The organism is Citrobacter sp. Cf125, from assembly GCF_030333935.1.
GTDB lineage: Bacteria > Pseudomonadota > Gammaproteobacteria > Enterobacterales > Enterobacteriaceae > Citrobacter > Citrobacter freundii.
On sequence record NZ_JAOWEY010000024.1, the window covers coordinates 345,164 to 368,457 of the forward strand.

At 49.4% G+C, this 23,294-nt stretch carries 17 protein-coding genes and 2 pseudogenes; 9 read left to right on the top strand and 10 right to left on the bottom strand.

Features of this window, described 5'->3' with window-relative positions:
* Positions 1–48: 48 nt before the first annotated feature.
* A complete protein-coding gene (gene uxuA, locus OGV89_RS15915; RefSeq protein WP_003033263.1) occupies positions 49–1,233 on the bottom strand; it encodes a mannonate dehydratase in 1,185 nt (394 codons plus the stop codon).
* A 259-nt stretch (positions 1,234–1,492) separates the two neighbouring features.
* Between uxuA and gntP the strand changes: the two genes are divergently transcribed.
* Positions 1,493–2,836, top strand: a complete 1,344-nt coding sequence (gene gntP / locus OGV89_RS15920; RefSeq protein ID WP_162648345.1) for a gluconate permease GntP — start codon at positions 1,493–1,495, stop codon at positions 2,834–2,836.
* Between the two features lie 49 nt (positions 2,837–2,885).
* Here gntP and OGV89_RS15925 read toward each other — a convergent pair whose 3' ends face one another.
* The 3 genes from OGV89_RS15925 to OGV89_RS15935 are packed head-to-tail and all read right to left on the bottom strand — an operon-like array spanning position 2,886 to position 5,731.
* Positions 2,886–3,581, bottom strand: a complete 696-nt coding sequence (locus OGV89_RS15925; protein ID WP_003837166.1) for a LutC/YkgG family protein — start codon at positions 3,579–3,581, stop codon at positions 2,886–2,888.
* Complete coding sequence (locus OGV89_RS15930; RefSeq protein WP_003033254.1) at positions 3,574–5,001, bottom strand: LutB/LldF family L-lactate oxidation iron-sulfur protein; 1,428 nt, start codon at positions 4,999–5,001, stop codon at positions 3,574–3,576. Before OGV89_RS15930 ends, OGV89_RS15925 begins: the two co-directional genes overlap by 8 nt.
* Before the next feature lie 10 nt (positions 5,002–5,011).
* Positions 5,012–5,731 carry a (Fe-S)-binding protein gene (locus tag OGV89_RS15935; RefSeq protein WP_003845579.1) on the bottom strand — a complete coding sequence of 240 codons (720 nt, stop codon included), beginning with the start codon at positions 5,729–5,731 and terminating at the stop codon, positions 5,012–5,014.
* A gap of 581 nt (positions 5,732–6,312) precedes the next feature.
* Here OGV89_RS15935 and OGV89_RS15940 point away from each other — a divergent pair.
* A complete protein-coding gene (locus OGV89_RS15940; protein WP_115489371.1) occupies positions 6,313–7,866 on the top strand; it encodes an L-lactate permease in 1,554 nt (517 codons plus the stop codon).
* A 494-nt stretch (positions 7,867–8,360) separates the two neighbouring features.
* Here the strand turns inward: OGV89_RS15940 and pdxY are convergent, their stop codons facing one another.
* From pdxY to OGV89_RS15955, 3 genes are all read right to left on the bottom strand, one after another.
* Positions 8,361–9,218, bottom strand: coding sequence for a pyridoxal kinase PdxY (gene pdxY, locus OGV89_RS15945; protein ID WP_282626056.1), 858 nt, complete (start codon positions 9,216–9,218; stop codon positions 8,361–8,363).
* 11 nt (positions 9,219–9,229) lie between these two features.
* Positions 9,230–10,495 carry an aromatic amino acid transporter gene (locus OGV89_RS15950; RefSeq protein WP_003837156.1) on the bottom strand — a complete coding sequence of 422 codons (1,266 nt, stop codon included), beginning with the start codon at positions 10,493–10,495 and terminating at the stop codon, positions 9,230–9,232.
* Between the two features lie 189 nt (positions 10,496–10,684).
* Positions 10,685–12,055 carry a tyrosine phenol-lyase gene (locus OGV89_RS15955; protein ID WP_003837154.1) on the bottom strand — a complete coding sequence of 457 codons (1,371 nt, stop codon included), beginning with the start codon at positions 12,053–12,055 and terminating at the stop codon, positions 10,685–10,687.
* 778 nt (positions 12,056–12,833) lie between these two features.
* Here OGV89_RS15955 and symE point away from each other — a divergent pair.
* Positions 12,834–13,196 carry an endoribonuclease SymE gene (gene symE / locus OGV89_RS15960; protein ID WP_048233978.1) on the top strand — a complete coding sequence of 121 codons (363 nt, stop codon included), beginning with the start codon at positions 12,834–12,836 and terminating at the stop codon, positions 13,194–13,196.
* A 152-nt stretch (positions 13,197–13,348) separates the two neighbouring features.
* On the top strand, positions 13,349–14,221 hold the full coding sequence (locus OGV89_RS15965) for a phosphorothioated DNA-binding restriction endonuclease (protein WP_081366016.1): 873 nt from the start codon (positions 13,349–13,351) through the stop codon (positions 14,219–14,221).
* A gap of 404 nt (positions 14,222–14,625) precedes the next feature.
* Here OGV89_RS15965 and OGV89_RS15970 read toward each other — a convergent pair.
* Together OGV89_RS15970 and OGV89_RS15975 are read right to left on the bottom strand one after the other, a co-directional pair.
* A pseudogene (locus OGV89_RS15970) lies at positions 14,626–15,057 on the bottom strand (YfjP family GTPase); the annotation flags it as partial.
* A gap of 116 nt (positions 15,058–15,173) precedes the next feature.
* Entirely contained in the window at positions 15,174–16,208 is a 1,035-nt protein-coding gene (locus tag OGV89_RS15975; protein WP_286558920.1) for a hypothetical protein, read from the bottom strand.
* A gap of 578 nt (positions 16,209–16,786) precedes the next feature.
* Here OGV89_RS15975 and OGV89_RS15980 point away from each other — a divergent pair.
* The 5 genes from OGV89_RS15980 (at position 16,787) to OGV89_RS15995 (ending at position 21,936) form a co-directional block, all read left to right on the top strand.
* Positions 16,787–17,362, top strand: a complete 576-nt coding sequence (locus OGV89_RS15980) for a YagK/YfjJ domain-containing protein (RefSeq protein ID WP_286558922.1) — start codon at positions 16,787–16,789, stop codon at positions 17,360–17,362.
* 140 nt (positions 17,363–17,502) lie between these two features.
* On the top strand, positions 17,503–17,709 hold the full coding sequence (locus OGV89_RS15985; RefSeq protein ID WP_142515618.1) for a helix-turn-helix transcriptional regulator: 207 nt from the start codon (positions 17,503–17,505) through the stop codon (positions 17,707–17,709).
* 380 nt (positions 17,710–18,089) lie between these two features.
* Complete coding sequence (locus OGV89_RS23025) at positions 18,090–18,350, top strand: hypothetical protein (protein ID WP_502874041.1); 261 nt, start codon at positions 18,090–18,092, stop codon at positions 18,348–18,350.
* A 103-nt stretch (positions 18,351–18,453) separates the two neighbouring features.
* Positions 18,454–19,914: a DUF262 domain-containing protein gene (locus OGV89_RS15990; protein ID WP_286558930.1), complete on the top strand. Its 1,461-nt coding sequence runs from the start codon at positions 18,454–18,456 to the stop codon at positions 19,912–19,914.
* Entirely contained in the window at positions 19,915–21,936 is a 2,022-nt protein-coding gene (locus OGV89_RS15995; protein ID WP_286558932.1) for a DUF262 domain-containing protein, read from the top strand.
* A 51-nt stretch (positions 21,937–21,987) separates the two neighbouring features.
* On the opposite strand, the pseudogene OGV89_RS16000 reads toward OGV89_RS15995, so the two are convergent.
* A pseudogene (locus tag OGV89_RS16000) lies at positions 21,988–23,122 on the bottom strand (IS3 family transposase).
* Between the last annotated feature and the right edge of the window lie 172 nt (positions 23,123–23,294).

Here is a 23,294-nt window from a genome sequence, read left to right on the forward strand (position 1 = left end):
CGGATGAGAAAAGAAAAAGCCGGCCAGACAGGTGGCCGGCAACTCGCTTTAGCGGCTAAAGAAAGCGCGCTGGATAGCCATCTCAACGCCGCGCACTTCCGCCAGCCCTTTCAGGCGACCAATCGCGGAGTAGCCTGGGTTGGTTTTCTTTTTCAGATCGTCCAGCATCTGGTGGCCATGGTCCGGACGCATCGGGATCAGATCCTCTTTACCCTCGGCTTTACGGCGTTGTTCTTCTTCAACGATCGCTTTCACCACCTCGTACATGTCGACATCGCCATTAAGATGCGCCGCCTCATGGAAGGTTTTCGGGTTATCTTCACGCAGCGTGGAGCGCAGATGGGTGAAGTAAATGCGTGGACCAAACTGTTTGATCATGTCGACCAGATCGTTGTCCGCCCGCACGCCGTAGGAGCCGGTGCACATGGTGAAACCGTTCGCCATACTGTTGACCGTATCGACCATCCACTGCATATCTTCCACGGTGGAAACAATGCGCGGCAGGCCAAGGATCGGGCGCGGCGGATCGTCCGGGTGTACCGCCATGCGTACGCCTGCTTCTTCCGCCACCGGAATAATCGCCTTCAGGAAGACGGCAAAATTCTCACGCAGCGCGGCTTTGTCGATATCTTTATAGCGCGCCAGATGCTGGCGAAACTGGTCAAGCGTGTAGCCCTCTTCCGCACCCGGCAGACCGGCGATGATGTTGCGGGTCAGACGCGCTTTGTCTTCATCGCTCATGTTGGCGAAGCGTTCATTTGCCTGAGCAATCTCTTCGGCGGTGTAGTCCGCTTCCGCGCCCGGACGCTGGAGGATATGCAGCTCAAAGGCGGCAAACTCAATCTGGTCAAAACGCAGCGCTTTGGAGCCGTCCGGCAGAACGTATTCCAGGTCGGTACGGGTCCAGTCGAGAACCGGCATGAAGTTGTAGCACACGGTACGAATACCGCACTGAGCCAGGTTACGCAGGCTTTGCTGGTAGTTGGCGATCCACTGCAGATAGTTGCCGGAACGGGTTTTAATGTCTTCGTGGATCGGCACGCTTTCGACGACCGACCAGACCAGGCCCGCCTGCTCAATAATGGCTTTGCGTTTTAGGATCTCATCAACCGTCCACACTTCCCCGTTCGGGATATGGTGCAAGGCGGTGACAACGCCTGTGGCACCCGCCTGACGTACATCCGCTAAGGTGACCGGATCGTTAGGACCATACCAGCGCCATGTCTGTTCCATGTTTTATTCCTCGTTACGTTATGGACTCGACGATATGGCACATAAATTCCTCCTTTTGGTATGACATGTCAACCTGAAGCTTAAAATTGGTTAACCAAATCACGATTTATTCTATTGAGATCGCCATTTTACGGCCCTGTTGCTCAGTAATAATGTAAACATGTAACGCAATGTGACATTCATCGCATCAATGGTTAACCAATATATGTAACATCTCAACCAAAATCATAATAGTTCAACCAATAAAGGTAGACGTTATATGCACGTTCTCAATATTCTGTGGGTCGTATTCGGCATCGGTCTGATGCTGGTGCTCAATCTAAGATTCAAAATAAACTCGATGGTCGCCCTGCTGCTGGCGGCGCTCTCGGTCGGTATGCTGGCGGGTATGGATTTAATGGAGCTGCTGCACACCATGAAATCCGGCTTTGGCAGCACGCTGGGTGAACTGGCGATTATCGTGGTATTCGGGGCGGTCATCGGTAAGCTGATGGTTGATTCCGGGGCGGCGCATCAGATTGCCCATACGCTGCTGGCGCGCCTCGGCCTGCGCTATGTGCAGCTGTCGGTAATCATTATTGGTCTGATCTTCGGCCTGGCGATGTTCTATGAAGTGGCATTCATTATGCTGGCGCCGCTGGTGATCGTCATTGCTGCAGAAGCGAAGATCCCGTTCCTCAAGCTGGCGATTCCTGCCGTTGCCGCCGCCACCACCGCCCACTCGCTGTTCCCACCGCAGCCGGGTCCGGTGGCGCTGGTTAACGCCTACGGTGCGGACATGGGCATGGTTTACATCTACGGTATTCTGGTGACCATTCCGAGCGTGATCTGCGCCGGGCTTATCCTGCCGAAATTCCTCGGCAACCTCGATCGCCCAACGCCGTCATTCATGAAGGCCGACGTACCGGTTGACCAGAATAACCTGCCATCCTTCGGTGTTTCTATCCTGGTGCCGCTGATCCCGGCAATCATCATGATCTCCACCACCATCGCCAACATCTGGCTGGTGAAAGGGACGCAGGCGTGGGAAGTGGTCAACTTCTTAGGCTCTTCACCGATTGCAATGTTTATCGCTATGGTTGTCGCCTTCGTGCTGTTTGGTACCGCGCGTGGTCACGACATGCAATGGGTGATGAATGCCTTTGAAAACGCGGTGAAAAGCATCGCCATGGTGATCCTGATCATCGGCGCGGGCGGTGTACTGAAGCAGACCATTATTGATACCGGCATTGGCGATACCATCGGTATGCTGATGTCGCACGGCAATATTTCTCCGTACATCATGGCGTGGTTGATAACCGTGCTGATTCGTCTGGCAACGGGTCAGGGCGTAGTCTCAGCCATGACGGCAGCAGGGATTATTAGCGCCGCCATTCTCGACCCGGCAACCGGTCAACTGGTGGGCGTCGATCCGGCGTTACTGGTACTGGCAACGGCGGCGGGCTCCAACACCCTGACCCATATCAACGATGCCTCGTTCTGGCTGTTCAAAGGCTACTTTGACCTGTCGGTGAAGGATACGCTGAAAACCTGGGGTCTGCTGGAGCTGGTGAACTCCGTGGTTGGCCTGATTATCGTATTGACCATCAGCATGATTGCATAACGTCGATACCGCTCTGGCCCGCAGCGCCAGAGCGGTTATCCATCCTGCCTCAACAATCCTCAATAATCAGATACACCGCCTTCACCGGGCCATGCACCCCAACCACCTTGATAAGCTCAATATCCGCCGTCGAGCTGGGTCCACTAATGATGTTAATGCACGATGGCATACGCTCACCGGCCTGCGCCTTCTGATGCAGTTTTTCTGCCAGTTGCGCCACGCGCGGCAGGATAGTGCTTTTACGCAGCACGAAAATTGAGGATTCCGGCAACAGGCTCAGGGAACGCCCGCGCTCCGGCGCGGAAAACAGCACCACGCCGCCGGACTCGGTCAGACCATACTCGGCATACACCACGCCCACTTTCGCCTTTTCGGCCTGGGTAATATTTTCGCTGCCACGCGCCGGATCCCAGACTACGGCGTTGCATTCCTGTTGCAAGCGTTCGGTAATGCCCAGCGCCGCCAGCCGGCTGTCGCCGCTCAGCACCACCGGCTGCTGGCCCAATTCTTCGCACAGACGGAGCGCCGCATCTGCGGCCTGGTCTTCGCGAGTCAGCTCACAGCGAGCCAGCATCACTTCACTGGCAAACTGGACAAACGCATCGCAGCGCTGCTGCGGGCTAAGTTCGGTCAGGCGCTCGTTAGCATAGTTGTTAACCGGTGCGACATCCGCTTGCGGTTCGAAGCGCAGCGGGCGACCCAGCGCCTGGGCGATGGTATTTAAAAACGCGGTACGGTTATCCATTCTTTTTCTCCTGCGCCTGATGTTTCTTAAACCAGCTACGGAAGCTCTCGCCGTCGGCATCAGGCAGATCGCGCGCCTCCATCCAGTCACCAATCGCGCCAACCTTGAGCGGCGTTTTGCCGCCATTGATAAACCAGCTCGCCGCATGTGCGCCCGCCATCATCCCGACTTTCCACAGCCCCGGATGGCTATTGGCGTAGGCGAACATTTTGATCGCCCGTCGCTCGGCTTTCGGCGTAATGCCCTCCTCGGCCATCACCCGGCGATGACGCAGGATCAGTTTTGACAGCGGAATCTTAACCGGACAAACGCTGTCACAGGCCGTGCATAATGAACAGGCGTATGGCAGATCTTTAAAATCTTTATAGCCGCCGAGCAGCGGAGAGATCACCGCGCCGATAGGGCCGGGATAGATAGAACCATAACCGTGTCCGCCAATGTGGCGGTACGCCGGGCAGGTGTTCATACAAGCCCCGCAGCGGATGCAGCGCAGCACATCGCGAAACTCAGAGCCCAGCACCTGTGAGCGGCCGTTATCGACAATCACCAGATGGAACTCTTCCGGGCCGTCGACGTTATCCGCCTCGCGTGGGCCGGTCAGCCAGGTGTTGTAGCCCGTCAGACGTGCGCCCACAGCGCTGCGCGCCAGCATGGTGATCAGCACATCCACCTCGGCAAAGGTCGGCGCGATACGCTCCATGCCCATCACCGCAATGTGCGTTTTCGGCAGCGTGGTACACATGCGCGCGTTGCCTTCGTTGGTCACCAGGCAAACAGAGCCGGTTTCCGCCACGGCAAAGTTACAGCCGGTAATACCGATTTCGGCACTGAGGAAATCCTCGCGGATCTTTTGGCGAATGAACAAGGTCATGGCTTCCGGGGTTTCCGGGCCGTCGTAGCCCAGACGTTCGTTCAGCACGCGGCGGATCTGGTAGCGATCTTTATGAATAGCCGGGACCACGACATGCGAAGGCGGATCCTGATCCAACTGCAGGATATATTCGCCGAGATCGGTTTCGATCACCTGAATTCCGGCATCCTGCAGCACATGGTTGACACCGATCTCTTCGGTCACCATCGACTTGGACTTCACCACCTTCTTCGCATTTTTACTCTGCGCAACCTGCAAAATGTAGCGGGTGGCGTCTTCTTTGGTTTTGGCGAAATAGACGTGCCCGCCGTTTTCCGTCACTTTCTCGGAGAGTTGGTACAGGTAAGCATCGAGGTTGCTCAGAACGTGATCGCGGATCTGGCTGGCACGATCGCGCCAGTCTTCCCAGTGGCCTAGCTCATCAACCATTTTCTGCCGATTCGCACCAATACGCTCCTGCGCGTTGGCCACGGCTTTGCGCATGATCGGATCTTCGATCTGCTGACGAATGCGCAGTTTAAATTCTACATCGCTGGTTTTTATCGACATCTCTTTCCCCTCAGCGGCTCATCAGCACTTCAGCAATATGCATCACTTTGACCGGCTGGCCTTCGCGTTGCAGTCGGCCGCCAATATTCAGCAGGCAGCTGACGTCAGCGCCGATCAAAAACTCCGGCTTCGCATCCATCAGATGTAAAACTTTCTCTTTCACCATCTCGCCGGAGATCTCGGCCATCTTGACCGAGAACGTCCCGCCAAAGCCGCAGCAGGTGTCCTGATCGGCAAACGTCAACAACTCCAGTCCGCGCACGTTTTTCAGCAGCGTGAGCGGCTCTTCCTTCACCCCCAGTTTGCGGGTCAGGCTACAGGAAGGGTGATACACAGCGCGGCCCTGCAGGCTGGCACCCACGTCCACCACGCCCAGTTTGTTGACGATAAAAGAGGTGAGATCCTGCATACGTCCGGCAACCTTCTCGGCGCGCAGCGCCCATTCAGGCTCATCCGCCAGATACGTCGGGTAGCTTTTTACCGCGTAGGTGCAGGAGCCTGCCGGGGAGATAATCGGATCGTCGTTGTCCTCCAGGGCGGCGATCAGGTTTTTCATCCCGGGGATCGCCTCTTTGATGTAACCGCTGTTGATGGCTGGCTGACCGCAACACCCTTGCTTCTCGGGGAAATTAACGCGACAACCCAGTTTTTCCAGCAGCAATACGGAGTCTCGTGCCATCCGTGATTTCAGTGCGTCACCAATACAGGTAACAAAGAAATTTACATTCACAATAACTACTCCATTGCTTCATTTCTGTTTATTGCGCTTGATATCGCGATATCAAACAAATGTTCATTCGTATTTCATGCCCAGTTTTTCTGTTTGCTGGTTTTACCAATACCTGGGTTCATGGTGATGCTCTGATCGTTTTCCTTTGATGGCAACTCTCCTCTTCTTATATCAGGACAATCGCAAATGTCTGTATTTTCATTTGTATGACAAAACCAAATAATCCCCTAATCGACTCGCACATGCAATACCCTGGTTTATTTATTTCGGCCTCGCTCACATTTTTATATTGGAAACCACAGCGTTATTAACACCTTAGAAAACAGTTTCAGGTGATTACCACTGTTGTCACTACCATTATTAAAAAGTTTATTAAATAACTACTTATAGGTATTCAATCGGCACTTAAGTATATTTACCCGGCATTGGATTTTAATTAAAAGATTACAATAGTTACAAAACTACAAATCATAATTACTTTATTCACTGAAGCGATTCAGTTTGCATACTTTATTAGAACAGCAATGTAGCCTCCCAACCATAAATATAAATCAGGTTTAATGAACCAATTGGGAATAGCAATGAACGAATATTTTATGTTTGCCCTGGCACTCTCTCCGTTACTACTGATGGTATTTTTAATATTGAAATTGAAAATGCCCATCCATTATTCAGTACTGATCTCTTTGGTATTCACCGCTGCACTATCGGCAATATTCTGGGAAATGCCCGTACAAAATCTAAAAGCCGCGATAGGCTATGGCGCGCTGAAGGGATTATGGCCGATTGTGATTGTGATCCTCGGCGCTATCTTCAGTTATAACGTCATGCAGGCGACCAAAGCGCTGGATATTCTGCGCGATATTCTCGCCAGTATTAGCGAAGATAAGCGTATTCAGGTGCTGCTGATTTCATGGTGCTTTGGTGGATTTCTTGAAGCCGCGGCGGGTTATGGTACAGCGGTCGCCATTCCGATCGGTATTCTTATCGCATTGGGTTTCAATCCGCTGAAGGCGGCGATTGCCTCTCTGGTGGCAAATACCGTTCCCACTGCATTCGGCGCGGTCGGGATCCCGGTTTCTATTCTGGCGGAACAGGTTAACCTGCCGGTTTATACCTTAGGCGGAACCATTATTCTGCAGCTCGCGCTGTTTAATATCCTGCTGCCGTTTGTGATTGTCTGCATTATTGGCGGCGGCCTGAAAGCCATTCGCGGCGTATTTTTAATCACGCTGATTTGCGGTATTACCACGCTGGTTCCGCAGTATTTTGTCGCTATTCATCTCGGCGCTGAATTACCCGCCTTTGCCGGTAGCCTGGTCAGCCTGTTTGCCGTGGCGATGGTTAGCCGCCTGCGCAAAGGGAAAACCGATCCCGAGTGGCGAATTGAAGTCAGCCATAACCGCGAAACCACGCCGCGTTCGGCAAAAGTGTTGTTCCGCGTGGGTTCTATCTATCTGTTTATTTTTGTCTTTATCCTGCTATGTTCGCCGCTGTTCCCGACGATAAAAGCCGCAGCCTCACAACTGGCCTCGGTGCTACATTTCACGTTGGCTGACGGCAAAACGATGGCGTTGAAAGTTGAATGGGTGACCACGCCAGGGATGTTGATCATCTTTGCGACCATTATCGGTGGTTTTATTCAGGGAGCGTCCGCACGCGGGATGCTGGAAGTATTTATCAAAACGATTTTCCAGCTTAAAAACTCTATCGTCGCAATTATGGCGATCGTCGCGCTGGCCACGGTGATGGATCTCAGCGGGATTATCTCCACGCTGGCGCAGTCGATTGTCGATCTGACCGGCAGCTCGTACGTCTTCCTCGCCCCGGTGATTGGCGCGCTGGGCACGTTCGTTACCGGCAGCGATACCAACTCGAACATTTTGTTCGGAAAACTGCAAACCATTGCCGCCAGCAAACTGCATATCGATCCCAACTGGCTGGCGGCGGCCAACACTTCTGGCGCAACGGGCGGGAAAATGATTTCGCCGCAAAGCATCGCCATCGCGGTATCCGCCACAAAAATGGACGGTCAGGCCAACCAGATCATGTCTGGCACCATGAAATACTGCTGCGCCTATATCGTGATCCTCGGCTTAAAGGTTGGCCTCTTTTATTACTGGTTTATGGCGTAAGCCATTGTCAACCCCGTCAAATTTGCGGCAACCGTATTTGACGACGCGGTGACCAAAAAGGTTTACACCTCCCCGGAAACGGAACGAGGCGCCAGACTTTACGATTTGTCGGCGCTGACTAAAATAGCGCCGATGTTTCAAATCGAGGATTGTTGTTATGTTGTTCTGGAAAAAGATGGTGAAGAAGTTCGACGCCTTTTCCGCGTTGATTCCACCACGCTACTTCCGCGTGTAATATTGGGCACTTATGCCTGATGGCGCTTCGCTTATCAGGCCTACGTTTCGCATTCATTTGTAGGCCTGCGTTTCACGCTCATTTGTAGGCCGGATAAGGCACTAGCCGCATCCGGCAGCAGCGTAAAATGTTCACCCCTTTCTCTTACGCAGTCCGCACGCTCTTAACATCACAACCCAAATACGAAGCCATGCAAAACGGTAGACCAGCGGATGCTGAAACCTCAGCAATGTCAGAAACACAGAGCCCCCTTGCGGCGTCAGATCACCGTTGCCTGATAGCGAACCTGTGGGTCCATAATCTGGTGGCGCGCGTCAATCAGCCGCAGTTCATACGAATCATGTTCTTTCGTCAGCCGCATTACCGCGTCAACAACACTGGTGGTCCGCTCCAGCGCCAGCTTGTCCTCATAACCATTGAGTAGTGAGGCCAGCATCACGCTGCAAATCAGATCCCCAACGCCCACCGGCATTTTGGTAAAGGTATACAGCGGCCGGGCAATGTGTAACGTCTGTTCCGGCGTCACCAGCAGCATTTCAAACGCCTGTTTGTTCCGCGAACAGTCGCCGAGATGCTTCACCAGCACCTTCTTTACGCCCCACGACACCAGCTGCCGCGCCGCTTCCACCACCTCGTCAAAACTACGCAGTTGTCTGCCCGTCAGCACGCCCAGCTCATAGAGATTTGGTCCCATCATGTCGGCCAGTTGAATGGCGTCATCGACAAAAAATGACTCCACGCCCTGCGCGACAATGCAGCCTTTTTGCGGGTCGCCCATTACCGGATCGCAAAAATAGAGCGCCTGCGGATTACGCTGACGAATGGTGATGACGGCGTGCTTCACCTCTTCACAATGGCGTTTATCTCCAAGATACCCGGACAATACGGCATCGCATTGCGCCAGCTTTTGCAGGTCATCCAACCCGCTGATGATCGCGCTCAGCTCGCCGTGCGGCATCGCCATACCCTGCCACATCCCATATTGGGTGTGGTTGGAAAACTGTACGGTGTAAAACGGCCAGACATCGATCCCCGAGAGCTGCATCGGCAACACAGCGGCTTTATTTCCGGCATAGCCATAAACAACCGACGACTGAACAGACAACACGTTTTTCATTTTGACTCCGTCTAACGAAACGTTGGCAGCAGACCAAATACGTCCAGAACAACCGTCAGATAGACAACCGCTCCGCAGACAATCACCAGGTTAAGCACGGTGTTATTACAGGGCGCGGTATAGCTGGCGGTTGGGAAACGTTTCCGCGCGGCTTTCACCAGGAACGGCGGCAGGATCACGCTCCAGATGGTAAAGGCCAGACCGGCGTAACCAATCGCGTGCACAAAACCGTTCGGGAAGAAAAAGCACACGGCGGCTGGCGGGAAGTAGGTCACCAGCGCGGTTTTCAGGCGGCCCATACCGTCGTCCGGGAAGTGAAACAGATCGGCGATGTAATCGAACAGGCCAAGCGTCGCCGCCAGCAGGGAACTGGCTACCGCGAAGTTGCCGAAAAAGGTGAGGATCAGATCCATATACCGGCTGGTGAACAGCCCGCTGATGGCCTCGACAAACACATCGATATTGCCGCCTTTGGCGATGATCGGCGGGAATGAGGAACGGCTGATGTTACCCATCGTCACGCCCAGCCAGAAAATATACAGCAGCAGAGCAAACAGCGTACCGATGATAATCGAACGCGTAATATTCGAGACTCCGCTTGTGCCATACAGTTTAACCAGGCTCGGCACGTTACCGTGAAAACCAAACGAGATGATGCAGAACGGCAGCGTCATCAGGATGTACGGCAGATACTGCGAATTGGGCAACGCCACCGCCACGCTGTCGATGAGTTTTGCCACTTCGATATGGCCAATCAGCCCGGAGAACGTGGCAAAGAACGCCACAAACTTACCGATAATCAGCACGGTAGTGATGCGTCCAACCAGCAGGGAGCTGTACCAGGCAATCGCGCCGACCAGCATACTGACGATCACCACCGAGATATTCGCCGGAAAGCGCACACCGCTGTATTTGAACACGGTTTGCGCCATCACCGCCGACGAACCGGAGATATAGGCATAGGTCAGAATATACAGCACAAAGCCGAAAGCGATACCAACCACGATATTCCACTTCCGGCCTAATAAATCCTGAGTAAAGGTATTAAAACTGGCACCGGCGCCATAATGCAGGTTAACTTCGACCAGCATCAGACCGGTTAATAACATCATGATGGCGATAAACAGAAGAATAACAGACGCACCGGGGAACCATACGCCGGCCATCGCAATCGGCAGGGAGAACATCCCGCCACCCACTACGGTCGCGATAACCAACATGGTTCCGCTAATCAGTCCGGGGGTACTACTCTGTCGCTCAATGGCATTAATATCCATGATAAATGTTCCTGTAGACTATTCGTTATAATTACAGCTGTCATTTGTACATCATGCGGATAATAAAAATGTCGGAGTCAGGGTTTACTTTTTTTTAGTTATGTCACGGTAACGGGCACCGCAAAGGCTTCCTGTTCATGGAAAAGGAATACAAAAAAGCCCCATCACATGATGGGGCCATAACTATTTTTAGATGTAATCAAAGCGTGCAGTAAAGAAACGCAACTGCTTAGGCTCGTAAATAAACTTCAGCCCGCGAATATCTTCTTTGTGCTGGTAAAGTTTAATAATGCCGTCAGCCACGACATCCATATGTGCGTAGGTATAAACACGACGTGGAATAGTCAGACGCACGGTTTCCAGTTTCGGTCTGTGGTGTTCACCGGTCACGTTATTACGGCCCGCAGAGATAATTCCGCGCTCCATACTGCGCACGCCGGTTTCCACATAGATGCTGGCGGCCAGACTTTGTGCCGGGAACTCATCTTGCGTCAGATGCTCGCAGAAGCGACGCGCATCGAGGAATACCGCGTGACCGCCTACCGGTTCAACAATCGGTACGCCAGCGGCTTTCAGCTTATCGCCCAGGTAGCGAACCTGCTTCACGCGGTGCTCAATGTACTCGTACTGCATAGCTTCGCGCAGGCCAATCGCCATCGCTTCCATATCACGTCCGGCCAGGCCGCCATAAGATGGCATCCCTTCGTAGACCACGACTAACTCTTTGGCAGAAGAGAACATTTCGTCATCGTTCATGCACAGGAAGCCGCCGATGTTCACCAGACAGTCTTTTTTACCACTCATGGTACAACCGTCGGCGTAGCTGAACATCTCATGCACGATCTCGGCGATGCTCTTGTTCTCAAAGCCCTGCTCTTGCTCTTTGATAAAGTAGGCGTTTTCTACGCAGCGGGTAGCGTCGTAGAACACTTTAATGCCATGCGCTTCTGTCAGTTCACGCACCGCACGCATGTTAGCCATGGAGACCGGCTGCCCACCCGCGAGGTTAACCGTCACCGCCAGGCAGATATACGCAATATTCTCTGCGCCTTTTTCATCAATCAGCTTTTGTAATTTTTTAAGATCGATATCACCTTTAAACGCAATATTCAGACCGGCATCGTGCGCTTCGTCACGAACGATATCGACAAACACCGCACCATTTTTTTCCTGGTGATAACGGGTGGTAGTGAAATACATATTCCCGGCAACATATTGCCCAGGTTTAATAGCCAGCTGCGATAACAGGTTTTCTGCGCCACGCCCCTGGTGAGTTGGAACAATATGTTTAAAGCCAAACAGTTCCTGCACTGTTCTTTCCAGATGATAGAAGTTTTCGCTGCCCGCGTACGCTTCATCACCCATCATCATTCCGGCCCACTGCTTGTCGCTCATTGCGTTAGTGCCACTGTCTGTCAGCAGGTCAATATAAATATCTTTCGAATTTAACAGGAAAGTATTGTAACCCGCTTCCTGCATTTTCTTGAGGCGTTCATCACGCGGGATCATAGATACAGTTTCAACGCTTTTAATACGGAAGGGTTCTGCCGGATAATTCATTTTGTTTCTCCAGTAACAGTGGTCATGTACGTATTAATGTGAAGTAAATCATACCTGGTTCATCAACAAACCCTGATGAAATATAACTATTCGCCTCCTGAGTCAGGGGGAGAAATAATGTGGAGGCACTATGCAAGATTTGATTGATTATGGAAATAGCCCGGTCAACATTAATCACTGGCAATAATTTAAAAAGCTGTAAATGTGGGTGATGCAAATCACACGTCATTTTTTTACCCGTTAATATTCAACAAGTTTTTTTTTGCGTTTCGATTTGCCATTCGTCGTAGTGTGTCTGCGGAGAGTGGAAATACTGAAAACATAACTTTCCAGGCTGTGCTCGTAATGTATTGGTGAATGAGTACACCTCATTTTGTGAGAGTCGGATCACTTCACGGAGTGATATTTGTGATTCACATCACTAAAAGTGTAAAGCAAAGTGTACAAAACCGTGTTGTTTCAGAGTTTGCTATTTGCTTCAGTGAGTGAGATCGCATTTTTGGCCAGATGCAGAGGAGCATTATTTTCTGGAAATGGCAGGTATTTGGCGGATTGGATGAGAATGGATTTATACGGTGAATAATACCGGATTTATTGGGGTGAAGGGGTTTTCTATTTATTCCGAAAGCGTGCTATTCGCGCTTATTTCATCTTATTTACATCTGGACTTCCCCCAAGATACTGGCGTAATTTACAGGGGTTTTATTAGCGCGATGCGAAGGTGCGCCAACACCTCCGCATCGCTAATCACAGCAACTATTAATAGAGAATAGCAGCCATGACTGATACGCATTGTATTGCAGTTTCATTTGATCCAGAAGTCCACGCCGCAGATAACCGTCGCCTGAAGGTGGGTTATGCGAGCCGTTATCCTGATTACAGCCGTATTCCGGTGAAGTTCGTCCGGTTTCCGTCCATTGTGATGAAGGGCCAGTGGCTGAAAGCCGCCGGATTCGACACCGGCACCGACGTTGATGTTCGCGTAATGCAAGGCTGCATCGTATTAACCGCCCGCGCCGCCGAACCCGAAGAGTCAGAACTAATGAAATCCCTGCGCGCCGTGGAAAAGCTCTCCGTGCGTAAGCAAAAGCAGGTACTGGAGTTTATCGGGGTAATTGCGGGGAAAGCGTTGAAGGGGTGAGTGTGTGATTGTCATTGGGGCGCCTGCGGGCGCCTTTTTGAGCTTTTACAGGTAAGCGATAAAGTGACATCGATAGTGTATCGGCCTCACACCTGTTGATCAGGTGATAATTTGCGAGCATCATCGCAATTATTTACCTGATAATGAAATCAATGACTTCCAGTAAAACCCTGCAACAGGCAATTGCCGACATCACCATCTGGCGTAAAGGCGAGCAGCGCGCGCCGCACAAGCCCCTGCTGCTGCTTCATGTGCTGGCGGGTTATCAGCAGGGTCACGGTCGCCTGTTTGACTACGGTTCGGAGGTTCGCGACCCGTTGCATAGCCTGCTGGAGCGATTTGGACCACAGCGCGCGCAATACCGCCCGGATATGCCCTTCTGGCGCTTACAGGGAGATGGGTTCTGGGAGCTACAAAACGCCGAGCACTGTTCAACATCCGGTAGCAGCAAACAGCCCCCTGCCGGGGAACTGGTAACGCACAACGTTGCCGGAGGTTTTGATGAACAGCATTTTGCCCAGTTGAAAAAGAGCAAAAGTCTCATCAACGCCCTGGCCCAGCAAATCCTCGAGGCGCACTTCACCGAAAGCATTCAGGAAGAGATCGCGGATGAACTGGGATTTGATATCCTGCAAATCCGCAAACAGCGGGACCCATTGTTCCGCCAGCAGGTTCTGCGTGCCTATAACTATGAATGCGCTATTTGTGGCTTCAATATGCGCCACGACAGCACCTCTGTCGCCCTGGAAGCCGCCCATATCAAATGGAAACAGCACGGCGGCCCGTGCGAGATTTCAAACGGCCTGGCGCTGTGTGCAATTCACCATAAAGCCTTTGATAAAGGTTCGATTGGCCTGGATGAAAGTATGCGAGTTCAAGTGTCGCCCGCAGTAAATGGCAGCGGCATGGTGGGCAGACTGTTCTGGGATTTCGACGGGAAGGAGATTGCTCTACCGATGATGCGCGAAAATTATCCACAAGAAGGGTTTGTGGAGTGGCACAGGAAAGAGGTGTTTAGAGGGTGAGTGCGAAGGCCGGACTCGCACATAATGATTAATCCTTTGATTTAAAAACAATTAATAATAGCTTTCAATTAATATACCAACTTCGATACCAACACATTAAATCATTGATTTTGGGACTCGAATCAGGGCAAAAACCACCGCTTATATCCAACCAGATTCTAATGTGAAGCCAGCATCCCCGGTTAATGCTTCTCCAAAATATCATTCATCCGTTCGTTGAATTCGCTTAATACGTCGGGTTCTGTTTGCATCGTCAATCGTCCATAAAAGCAAACACGCCTGCCGGAAGTGGCAGGCGCATTATGCAATGAATAAAAAGGGTGGAAAGCGCAGAGGTAAAAATCAGGAATGAAGCCCGAAGAATTTATGTACTCATCAGCCCGGTAGCACGCTTTGCTCTGTGAATATGCTTCACCAATAACCTGACGGTAAAAATGCTCATCAGTCGCCAGTGCCCGGTCATCAGCCTTAATCAGCCACAGCACCAGGTCAAGCCGGGGAAGCTGGTCTTGATACAGCGCAGCATACTCGTTATCACGTGCACCACTTTCGCCTACACCGGGCAGGTCCACCAGTGTCATAAACCGTTCGCCAACCTGAAGGTGAAAGCGCAGGGGTTCACGAGTACAGGCCACCACATCGCTGACCGGTGATACTTCACTGGAAAACAACGCATTACAGAGTGACGATTTCCCCGCCCCAGTTTTTCCCATAATGCCGATCGCTGGTTCGTAATTTGTGATCTTATTTATCTGCTTTATGATCCGCTCTGTGGCCCATTCCGGCAAACCCGTAAGTGAGTCCTGCAGGGACTGCTGTCCTTCCTTATTACTCATGACATCTCCTGAGACAAAGAAAACAAAAACGGCGAACCCTTGATGGATTCGCCGTTGTGCTGGTGTGTTCAGGAAAATGATATATGCCTGAGATTATTTAAGATTGAAAGCCTAGACTAATGTGACCACAATTTTTTTCTTTCATAATGGGACAGCTCCTCCTCGACTAATCTGGATATAATGTCATTTATACCCTCGCCTGTTTCTTGTTGTATTTGATTAAGCTTTTTTAATGTTACACCATCCAACTTAGGAACCTTTTCCTTTTTCTGACCAGTTCTGTTTCTTTCTCGCCAGTTTTTTTGCGCCCAGGCATTTCTCATTTCCTTAAGGAATTTTGATTTATAATCAAGGCTCTCGCTATCAATCTGAAAGCCCACAACACCCAGGTTATGAATATCACTTTCCTGCTGATCTTTCTTGCTCATTCTCTTTTTGTTTCGGGTTATGATTGAAATCATTTCGGTAAGGTCTCGCTCTGGTAATGTATAAAATGCTGCTTCTATAAATTGCCAGCGCTGGTAGCTATTAATCGGACGCAGTGGAAAGTGAACGAGATTTTTGACCATGTAATCCCATGCCCACTGAATATCTTCTTCACTTTTTTTATTTAGCCAGTCAAAAGGTTGTGGGTGGGTGTTGTACTCTTTTCTCCAATATTGCTGCATCTCTGATAAATATTTTACTTTATCTGTCAAGGGTAATTTGGTTTCGTCGACATACTGCATAATGGCATCCACATAATCATCCCGCGTGATCATATCTATGTCATCGTTTTTCATGGCAGGTTTTTTGGAAGAGTCAGAAATGGTGCATCCATTGCTTGTTATATTGGATTTGTTTTTTGCTGGATGAAACATGATGTAATACAAGGAAAAACACGCAATGCGATCGCTATCGTGCAACCATTGAAAATGCACTTCTGGCAATAATTCATTATTAACCACTGCAGCCAATAAAGTTTCGGCTTCCTTTATCTTTTCTTTGTTAGGAAGGGAGTCAACTATAGCTCTCACCAATTTATAATAGTCACCCCTAGATACCAGTTGTTTCATGTCATTATCCGAAACAGTCCTATTCCATTCATGAACGATATGATCGAGACATTTTTTATACTCTCTAATCTGTCTATAGTTTTTAATCACACCCATATATCAGCCCTCGCCAAAACACGTTTCAATCACAAACGCCCCTCCAACCTCACCATTTTTGCTCATGGTTCGAATCAAGGGAACCTACAAATCATGATATTTAAGTAAGGAATACATAAAATCATAAAATTATTCAATCTTAAAATAGTGGTTTTTTAGTGATTTTTAAGTAATATTTTAGTAATGCACTTTGTTTCTTTTCCTAGAAACCATAGCGTTGATGTGCCTGAAACACAGAAATTATAAGGGGAAATGCCTTTGAGGCAAGGATGGCAAGATTTTTTACATATGGTTGCTATGGTATTGCCCTGTATCAACAAAGGATAGTGTCAGGGTGTGGCTGCAGGTTTTTATCATTTACGCCATGCATGGGACCAGGCAACTGAATCATGCCCACCTCCACGGATACAGTTTCTACCACTAATGCATGTCTATAGAAAAAGGAAAATAAAAAGAAAGAATATAATTAAGGTTAATTAGTTTAATTAATATCCCTTCTAATCCTTACCGTCAAACCACCTGACAAAAAAAATACAACACATCCCTTTCCTCTGAACCATAACCCCAGAGGAAACAACATGAACGATAACTACCCATATATTGCCAAATATAAAATGGACTGGTTTTTACATAGCCTGATAAACAATCACCTGAACAATGTCATTGAACGCTATTCAAAGGTGATTGGTATACGACTGGACTTTTCGTACAACCAGAATTCAGAAAGTTACAACAAGGATTATAATTACCTTCAACAGGATCTGCGGAAGCTATTTAAACGAGTTGAACAGGAGTCTGGTGTTGCCGGATTCTTTTGGGTGATTGAGTATGGCGAGGACAGTAAATTTCATTCTCATACTGTGGTGTATCTGGATGGGCAAAAAAAACGCAAAACATTTCCGTTAGCAGAACGCATAGGTGCTTTGTGGAAGGAAATAACTCAGGGAGAAGGTAAATATCATCGCTGTGAATACAAGGGAAGCTATAAGGCAGATATCAACCAGATCATCAGCCACCGGGATACTGATTATATTCAAGGGTTGAGATATATCATCAGCTATCTTGCTAAGCAGGAGCAAAAGTATGGTATGAACATTTACGGAAGCAGTGAAGTACCGCTACCTAGTGGATTAGGTCGCCCAAGAAAATCTTAGGCGCAGTTTTATATCCAGGGGGCATTCCCCTAGATATGCTCCAAACTTTTTTACAACAGAAGCTATTGATGTGGAGGAGCTGGCAGTAAATAATTTTACTAACGGCTCCGGTTATTTATCCTTAATCGGAACACATCACCATGTATACAAAGCCCACATTGCTTGAAGACCAATTTATTGATATGAAATTCATTACCCAACTTACTGGCCTGAGCGACAAATGGTTTTACAAGCTCATACAGGATGGGTTATTCCCGAAGCCAATTAAGTTGGGCAGAGCTTCCCGTTGGTTAAAAAGCGATCTGGAAGAATGGTTATATTACCGTATTTATGAATCGAGAAATTAATGCGTTCCAACTTCTACATGTTTATTAATCTCATTATCAAATTCTAACGCATCTGGTCACTACGCTTCAGGGGCGTCTTGCGCCTGCCTGCAGGAGCCTGTTTATGTTTGCTAAATTCTTTATCACTCTCGGCGGCAACGCTCGTCTGACCGGTACTTAAACGAGACCGCCTCCCTTACGACCGTTATACCTGCCATCTATGCCACTCGACCGCCTTTTACCCCGCCACTCTCAATTAGAAAGCCTGCTTCAGACATATCGGAGTTGACATCAAACCAGAACATATCGCCCGTTATGATTATCTGGAGGAAAGCACAAAAACTCAGGCCCTATTGTAGTTCCTTAAGACGGTTCTGAATGGCGTGGTGTCGCTATTGCCGATGCGTGACTGGCAGTGCGTCATGTGCAGCGTAGATTTTTGCGGTGAGAAAAAATGCCAGGTGTGTAAGACGGGGTCTACTGTCGGAATTGGGATGTACAGAAGGAATAGCCCCCTAAACTTCAAAATGTTAGCGCCATATCAAGCGATGTTGGATAAGCTCACATTGATACAAAAAATTATATGTTCATTATCATTCCTTGATTCAATAATGTCATGCAACGATGGGGATGTAAAAATGTTTCATAGGGAGCGGACATGAGGACATCAAAAAAAGAGCTGCTGGAAATTGCTTCCTATTTATCAAGATATGGTAAAGAAAAACCGCTAAGTGATCTTACCCAGCAGCCATTGGAGCCACAGTCATGACGATTAAGCAGCCCGTCGAGGTCTGCATGATGGATTTTGCCACTTTGTGCAGCAATGGAGCAACTTTACAGCTCGACCACTACCAACGACCCTATGTTTGGGACAGACACAAGGTCAATCAGTTGCTGGAGGATTTGGACGAGTTCAGGCACAGCGGCAATGGGCAGAAAGTCTATTATCTAGGTACCCTATTGCTGCATCGGAATGACGAAAAAAAAGCCCGCTTTGTGATCGATGGCCAACAGCGCCTCAGTACCCTAGCAGTGCTGTATCATGCCTTGCACAATGAATTACCCAAAGGGTTAGAATTTCATTACCGCTCTCCCATCTCAGCTCGTAATTTGCGAGTAGCACGCAAGCTAATGAGCGAACATCGTGAGTCAGCTCTAGAGCCATCCATCGTTGAGCAATTGTGTTTTACGGTGATCACAGTTGAGCGCGAAGATCTCGCTTTTACCTTTTTTGATACTCAGAATTTTCGCGGAGTACCACTTAAAGCGACTGATTTGCTCAAAGCTTATCACCTGCGGGCTGTGAACGGGCCTAACGTACGGCATGTCGAGTCATTGCAGCAAATCTGTGCTCGACGTTGGGAGCATGTTCAAATGACAGGCCCTAGGCGGCAGGATTGTGAACAGCAAGATTTTGCACCCGAGCTGTTTCAGTACTATTTGTGGCGTGCCCGCAATTGGCGGGGTAATAAGCAAATGGAGCGTGAAGATCACGATAGTCTGCTGGAAGCCTTTCAACAACAGAGTGTTGGTGGTGGTGAGATTGATGAGATCCCGCTCTATCCGGGTTATCACAACCAATTTGCTAATTCCCTCAAATTGCAAAGCAGCGATGACTATCGCTTGGCATTGAACCCTTTACAAATTAGTGGAAGTGCGGCCAATTTACCATTTACCTTGCGCCAGCCTATTCATAAAGGCATCTGTTTTTTCCTTTACGCTCAAAAATATGCCTCTTTACTTGATGATCTTTTGTACAAAGAGAATACCTGCCACGAATTAGAGGCATTCCGAGAATTTTATCGGCGTGTGGTACGTGCTAATGCCTATTACTTACAGGAGCTCTTTAACTTGGCCCTTCTGATGTATGTCGACCGTTTTGGTTATCAACATCTATTAGCCTTTGCAGTGGGTTTGGAACTAGTGTTGGGGGGATTACGGTTGGAGAAAAGTTATATCTTTAAAGAATCACCACTCAAGTACTTACGTGACGCTCCTTACAATCTGCTTGATGAGATATGTGGGGCCTATCGCCCACAAGAGGTGATGACATTCTTACGTTCTGAAATCGAACGTAGTAAGGGATACGGGAAGGCTGTCTCCATCGTCCTATCTAAGGGCGTACAAGGGCGTTACCTTAATGCATTGCTGGATTATTTCAATCTTGATGGTATCCCTGAGGGTGACAGCTGGGTAATTAAACGTTGGCTAGGGATGGAAAAGTAGATGCAATATGAATCAAAATTAATGACACTTGCTCAACTCATTGATGAAAAACGACTTTTCAATATTCCTATATATCAACGCCTCTATGTATGGGGTAGTGACCAGATCAAAGTATTACTTGATGATCTAGTTTCCGCCTGTAATGCAGACAAGGATGTATTTTACTTGGGTAGTACGCTGGTGATTGAGCAAGGAAGGACAGAATCTGGGCACCCCTTGTTGGATCTGATTGATGGTCAGCAACGTTTTACCACCTTGTGGTTGCTTAGCGTAGTAATCGAGCGCCTGCTCTCATCATCGAAAAACAGTGAGCGAAGCCAAAACCCCCTTTCCTGTTTTCTCTATGCCCAGTTGGGAAATAGTCGTGAGCCGCGGATTCGGTTTGCCATTCGCCCTGAGGTAAGCCGTTTTTTTTCAGCCTTACTTGATGGCCGAGCTGCATCTGATGAGCAAAAAGCTGCTGCGTTGAGTTATGCGATGCAGGTAATGGAGGGTTACTTCACCCATAGAACGGATGACACCCACCGGATTGATCTTGTCAAATTGGGTATGTTCATCCGTGATCGGGTTCAACTGGTGTTGACCTTGGTACCGGCCAACACGGACCTTAACAAGTTGTTTGAGGTCATCAACAATCGCGGTGTGCAGCTGCAGCATCATGAAATTTTGAAAGCTCGCTTGCTGGCGTTACTGCCAGATAACGCAGAGCGCGAAGCCTATGGCCAGATGTGGGATGCCTGCTCATTTATGGGGGCCTATGTCGACAAGAACCTACGTACCGTTAAAGGAATGAAGCTGATTCCGCTTTATAATGTTGAGGATGCTAAACGAGACCGGGAGAAGCTCGCAGACCCCTTGGTTATACGTGACGTACTGCTGGAATTAGGTACACAACAAGACCTCAGACACCACTCATTAGACGATATCCTCAATGATGAGACACTCCTGACGGAGCCATCTAACAATGCTTCTGAAAATAACGAGGCCTATGAAGCCGATGATGTACGCAGTATTATCGGCTTTTCCATGCTCTTACAGCATGTTTTACGCCTTTTTCTGTTACATCAGCAACGCGATGATATCAGCAAAATCCTAGACAAAGAGCTGTTACAGATCTTCCAGACTCATTGGCTGGCGGGGCTAGCCCAGTGTGAGAAATCAGAACAAGCCAATCAGATACGTCGCTTTATCGAATTGTTGTGGCGTTGCCGCTATCTATTTGACAAACACATCATCAAATGGATTAGCGATGATGCTAATGAAGAAAGTCATGGTATTCGTCGCCTCCGAGTGAATGAAAATCGGAACGGTTACCAAAGCCTTATTCGCGCTAGCCGTGATGCCGATAGCGGGTTTGCTATGTTACAAAGCATGCTCTATCACTCACAGCAATTGACCACCCATTACTGGCTAACTCCCCTGCTTAGTTACCTACTAAACCATGGCGGTGAAAGTGCCCACCGATACCTGCAATATCTGGACAATCACTTGCTTTGCAGTGGCAGTGAACAGCCACTGATCGAACGAACCCGTACGTTTGTGTTAAATCCATGGTGCGATAGCTATCCGATCCGCGATATGCAGGCAGTGCTGAGAGCTGATGAGGGAACCGGATTTTCTCACTACTGGTTTTACAAGCTGGAATATATTCTTTGGGAGCATTACCGCTTTCAAAAAGGGAATGCCTGGCAGGCATTCCGAATGACGGCCAGGAATTCAGTGGAGCATGTTTCCCCACAGCAGCCTGAGCATTTTGATTCCAACCGAGTGAGCTCTGAAATACTGGACTGTTTTGGTAATTTAGGGCTGGTTTCACGCAGTATCAACTCAGAGTACGGCAACAAACCCTATGTTGAAAAACGGGCTCGTTTCATTGAGCGTAACCAGAGCAGGGTGGACTCACTCAAGTTGGCACTGATTTATGAAAATGAGCAGTGGAATGACGTGCTAGCATTGGCTCATCAGCAACAAATGCTTGAGGAATATAACGCATATTTTTCTGAGGTGGAGCTCGGGAAATAGCCTTCAGTAGAAATCCTGGACTGACCCCACCTCAGTAGACATTTCCTGTCCTCACGACGAAGCCTGTTCGAAAGCCTCCGGACTGACGCCGCCCAGGTGACTATGGCGCCGGGCCCGGTTGTAGAAGACTTCAATGTAATCGAAGATATCGGCCCGGGCCAGATCCCGGTTTTTATATATGCGTTTCCTGATACGTCCTTTTTTCAGTGAGCTGAAGAACGACTCCGCCACCGCATTATCCCAGCAGTTGCCACGCCGACTCATGCTCGGGGCCAGGTTGTTGGCCCGACAGAAGCGTTGCCAGTCGTCGCTGCCGTACTGACTGCCCTAGTCCGAATGCACGATAACCTCGCCGTCCGGTTTTCGTCGCCACACGGCCATCATGAGCGCATCCAGCGCCAGTTCGCGTGAAAGAGTGGGTTTCATTGACCAGCCCACCACATTCCGGGCGAAGAGATCGATGACGACTGCCAGATACAGCCAGCCCTGCCAGGTACGGATGTAGGTGATATCGGTCACCCAGACCTGATTGGGCTTTACCACGGTAAATTCACGCTGCACGCGATTAGGGGCAACAACAGAAGGCCTGCCAGCTATCCGGCGTGGTGCTTTATAACCACGCACCGCTTTGATCCGGTTCAGTTGCATAATGCGACCTACACGATTTTTACCACAGGTTTCACCGATTTCGCTCAGATCACCATGAACCCGACGATAGCTATACACGCCACCACTCAGTGCATATGAGTCTCGGATGAGCGTCAGCAGGCGTTGATTGTCTTTATCACGTGCAGATACTGATTATGCAGCCACGCATAGAATCCGGCCCTGGCGACATTCAGGACCCGATACATTGTCATGACACCCCATACAGCACGGTGTTCATTGATAAAGCGGTACTTCAGTCGGGCTCCCTTGCAAAGTACCGCGCGGCCTTTTTTAGGATATCCCGTTCTTCTTCAGTACGTTTCAGCTGCGCCCTGAGCTTCAGGATCTCACTTTTGGCTTCCAGCAAATCCCTGGCATGTTGTTCACTGTTATCGGGTTTGATGGCCCGCAGCTACTTGTAAAGACTGTGCGCAGAAACGCCCAGACGATCGGAAACTTCGGCAACGGAATAACCGCGTTCCGTGATTTTACGGACGGCTTCTTCTTTAAATTCCGGTGTAAATCGTGGTGTGCCCATACGCTCCTCCTATGCTCAAACTATAGGGCAGGATCGTCTATCAGAGCGGGGTCAGTCCAATCGGACAAGTACGTTCACATAAATGGGTTTAACTATCTCTAATACCAGCCTAACTGCGCACAATGTAATCTCAACTTGCAAAATGCTATGCAAACTCAAAGATAATGGTATG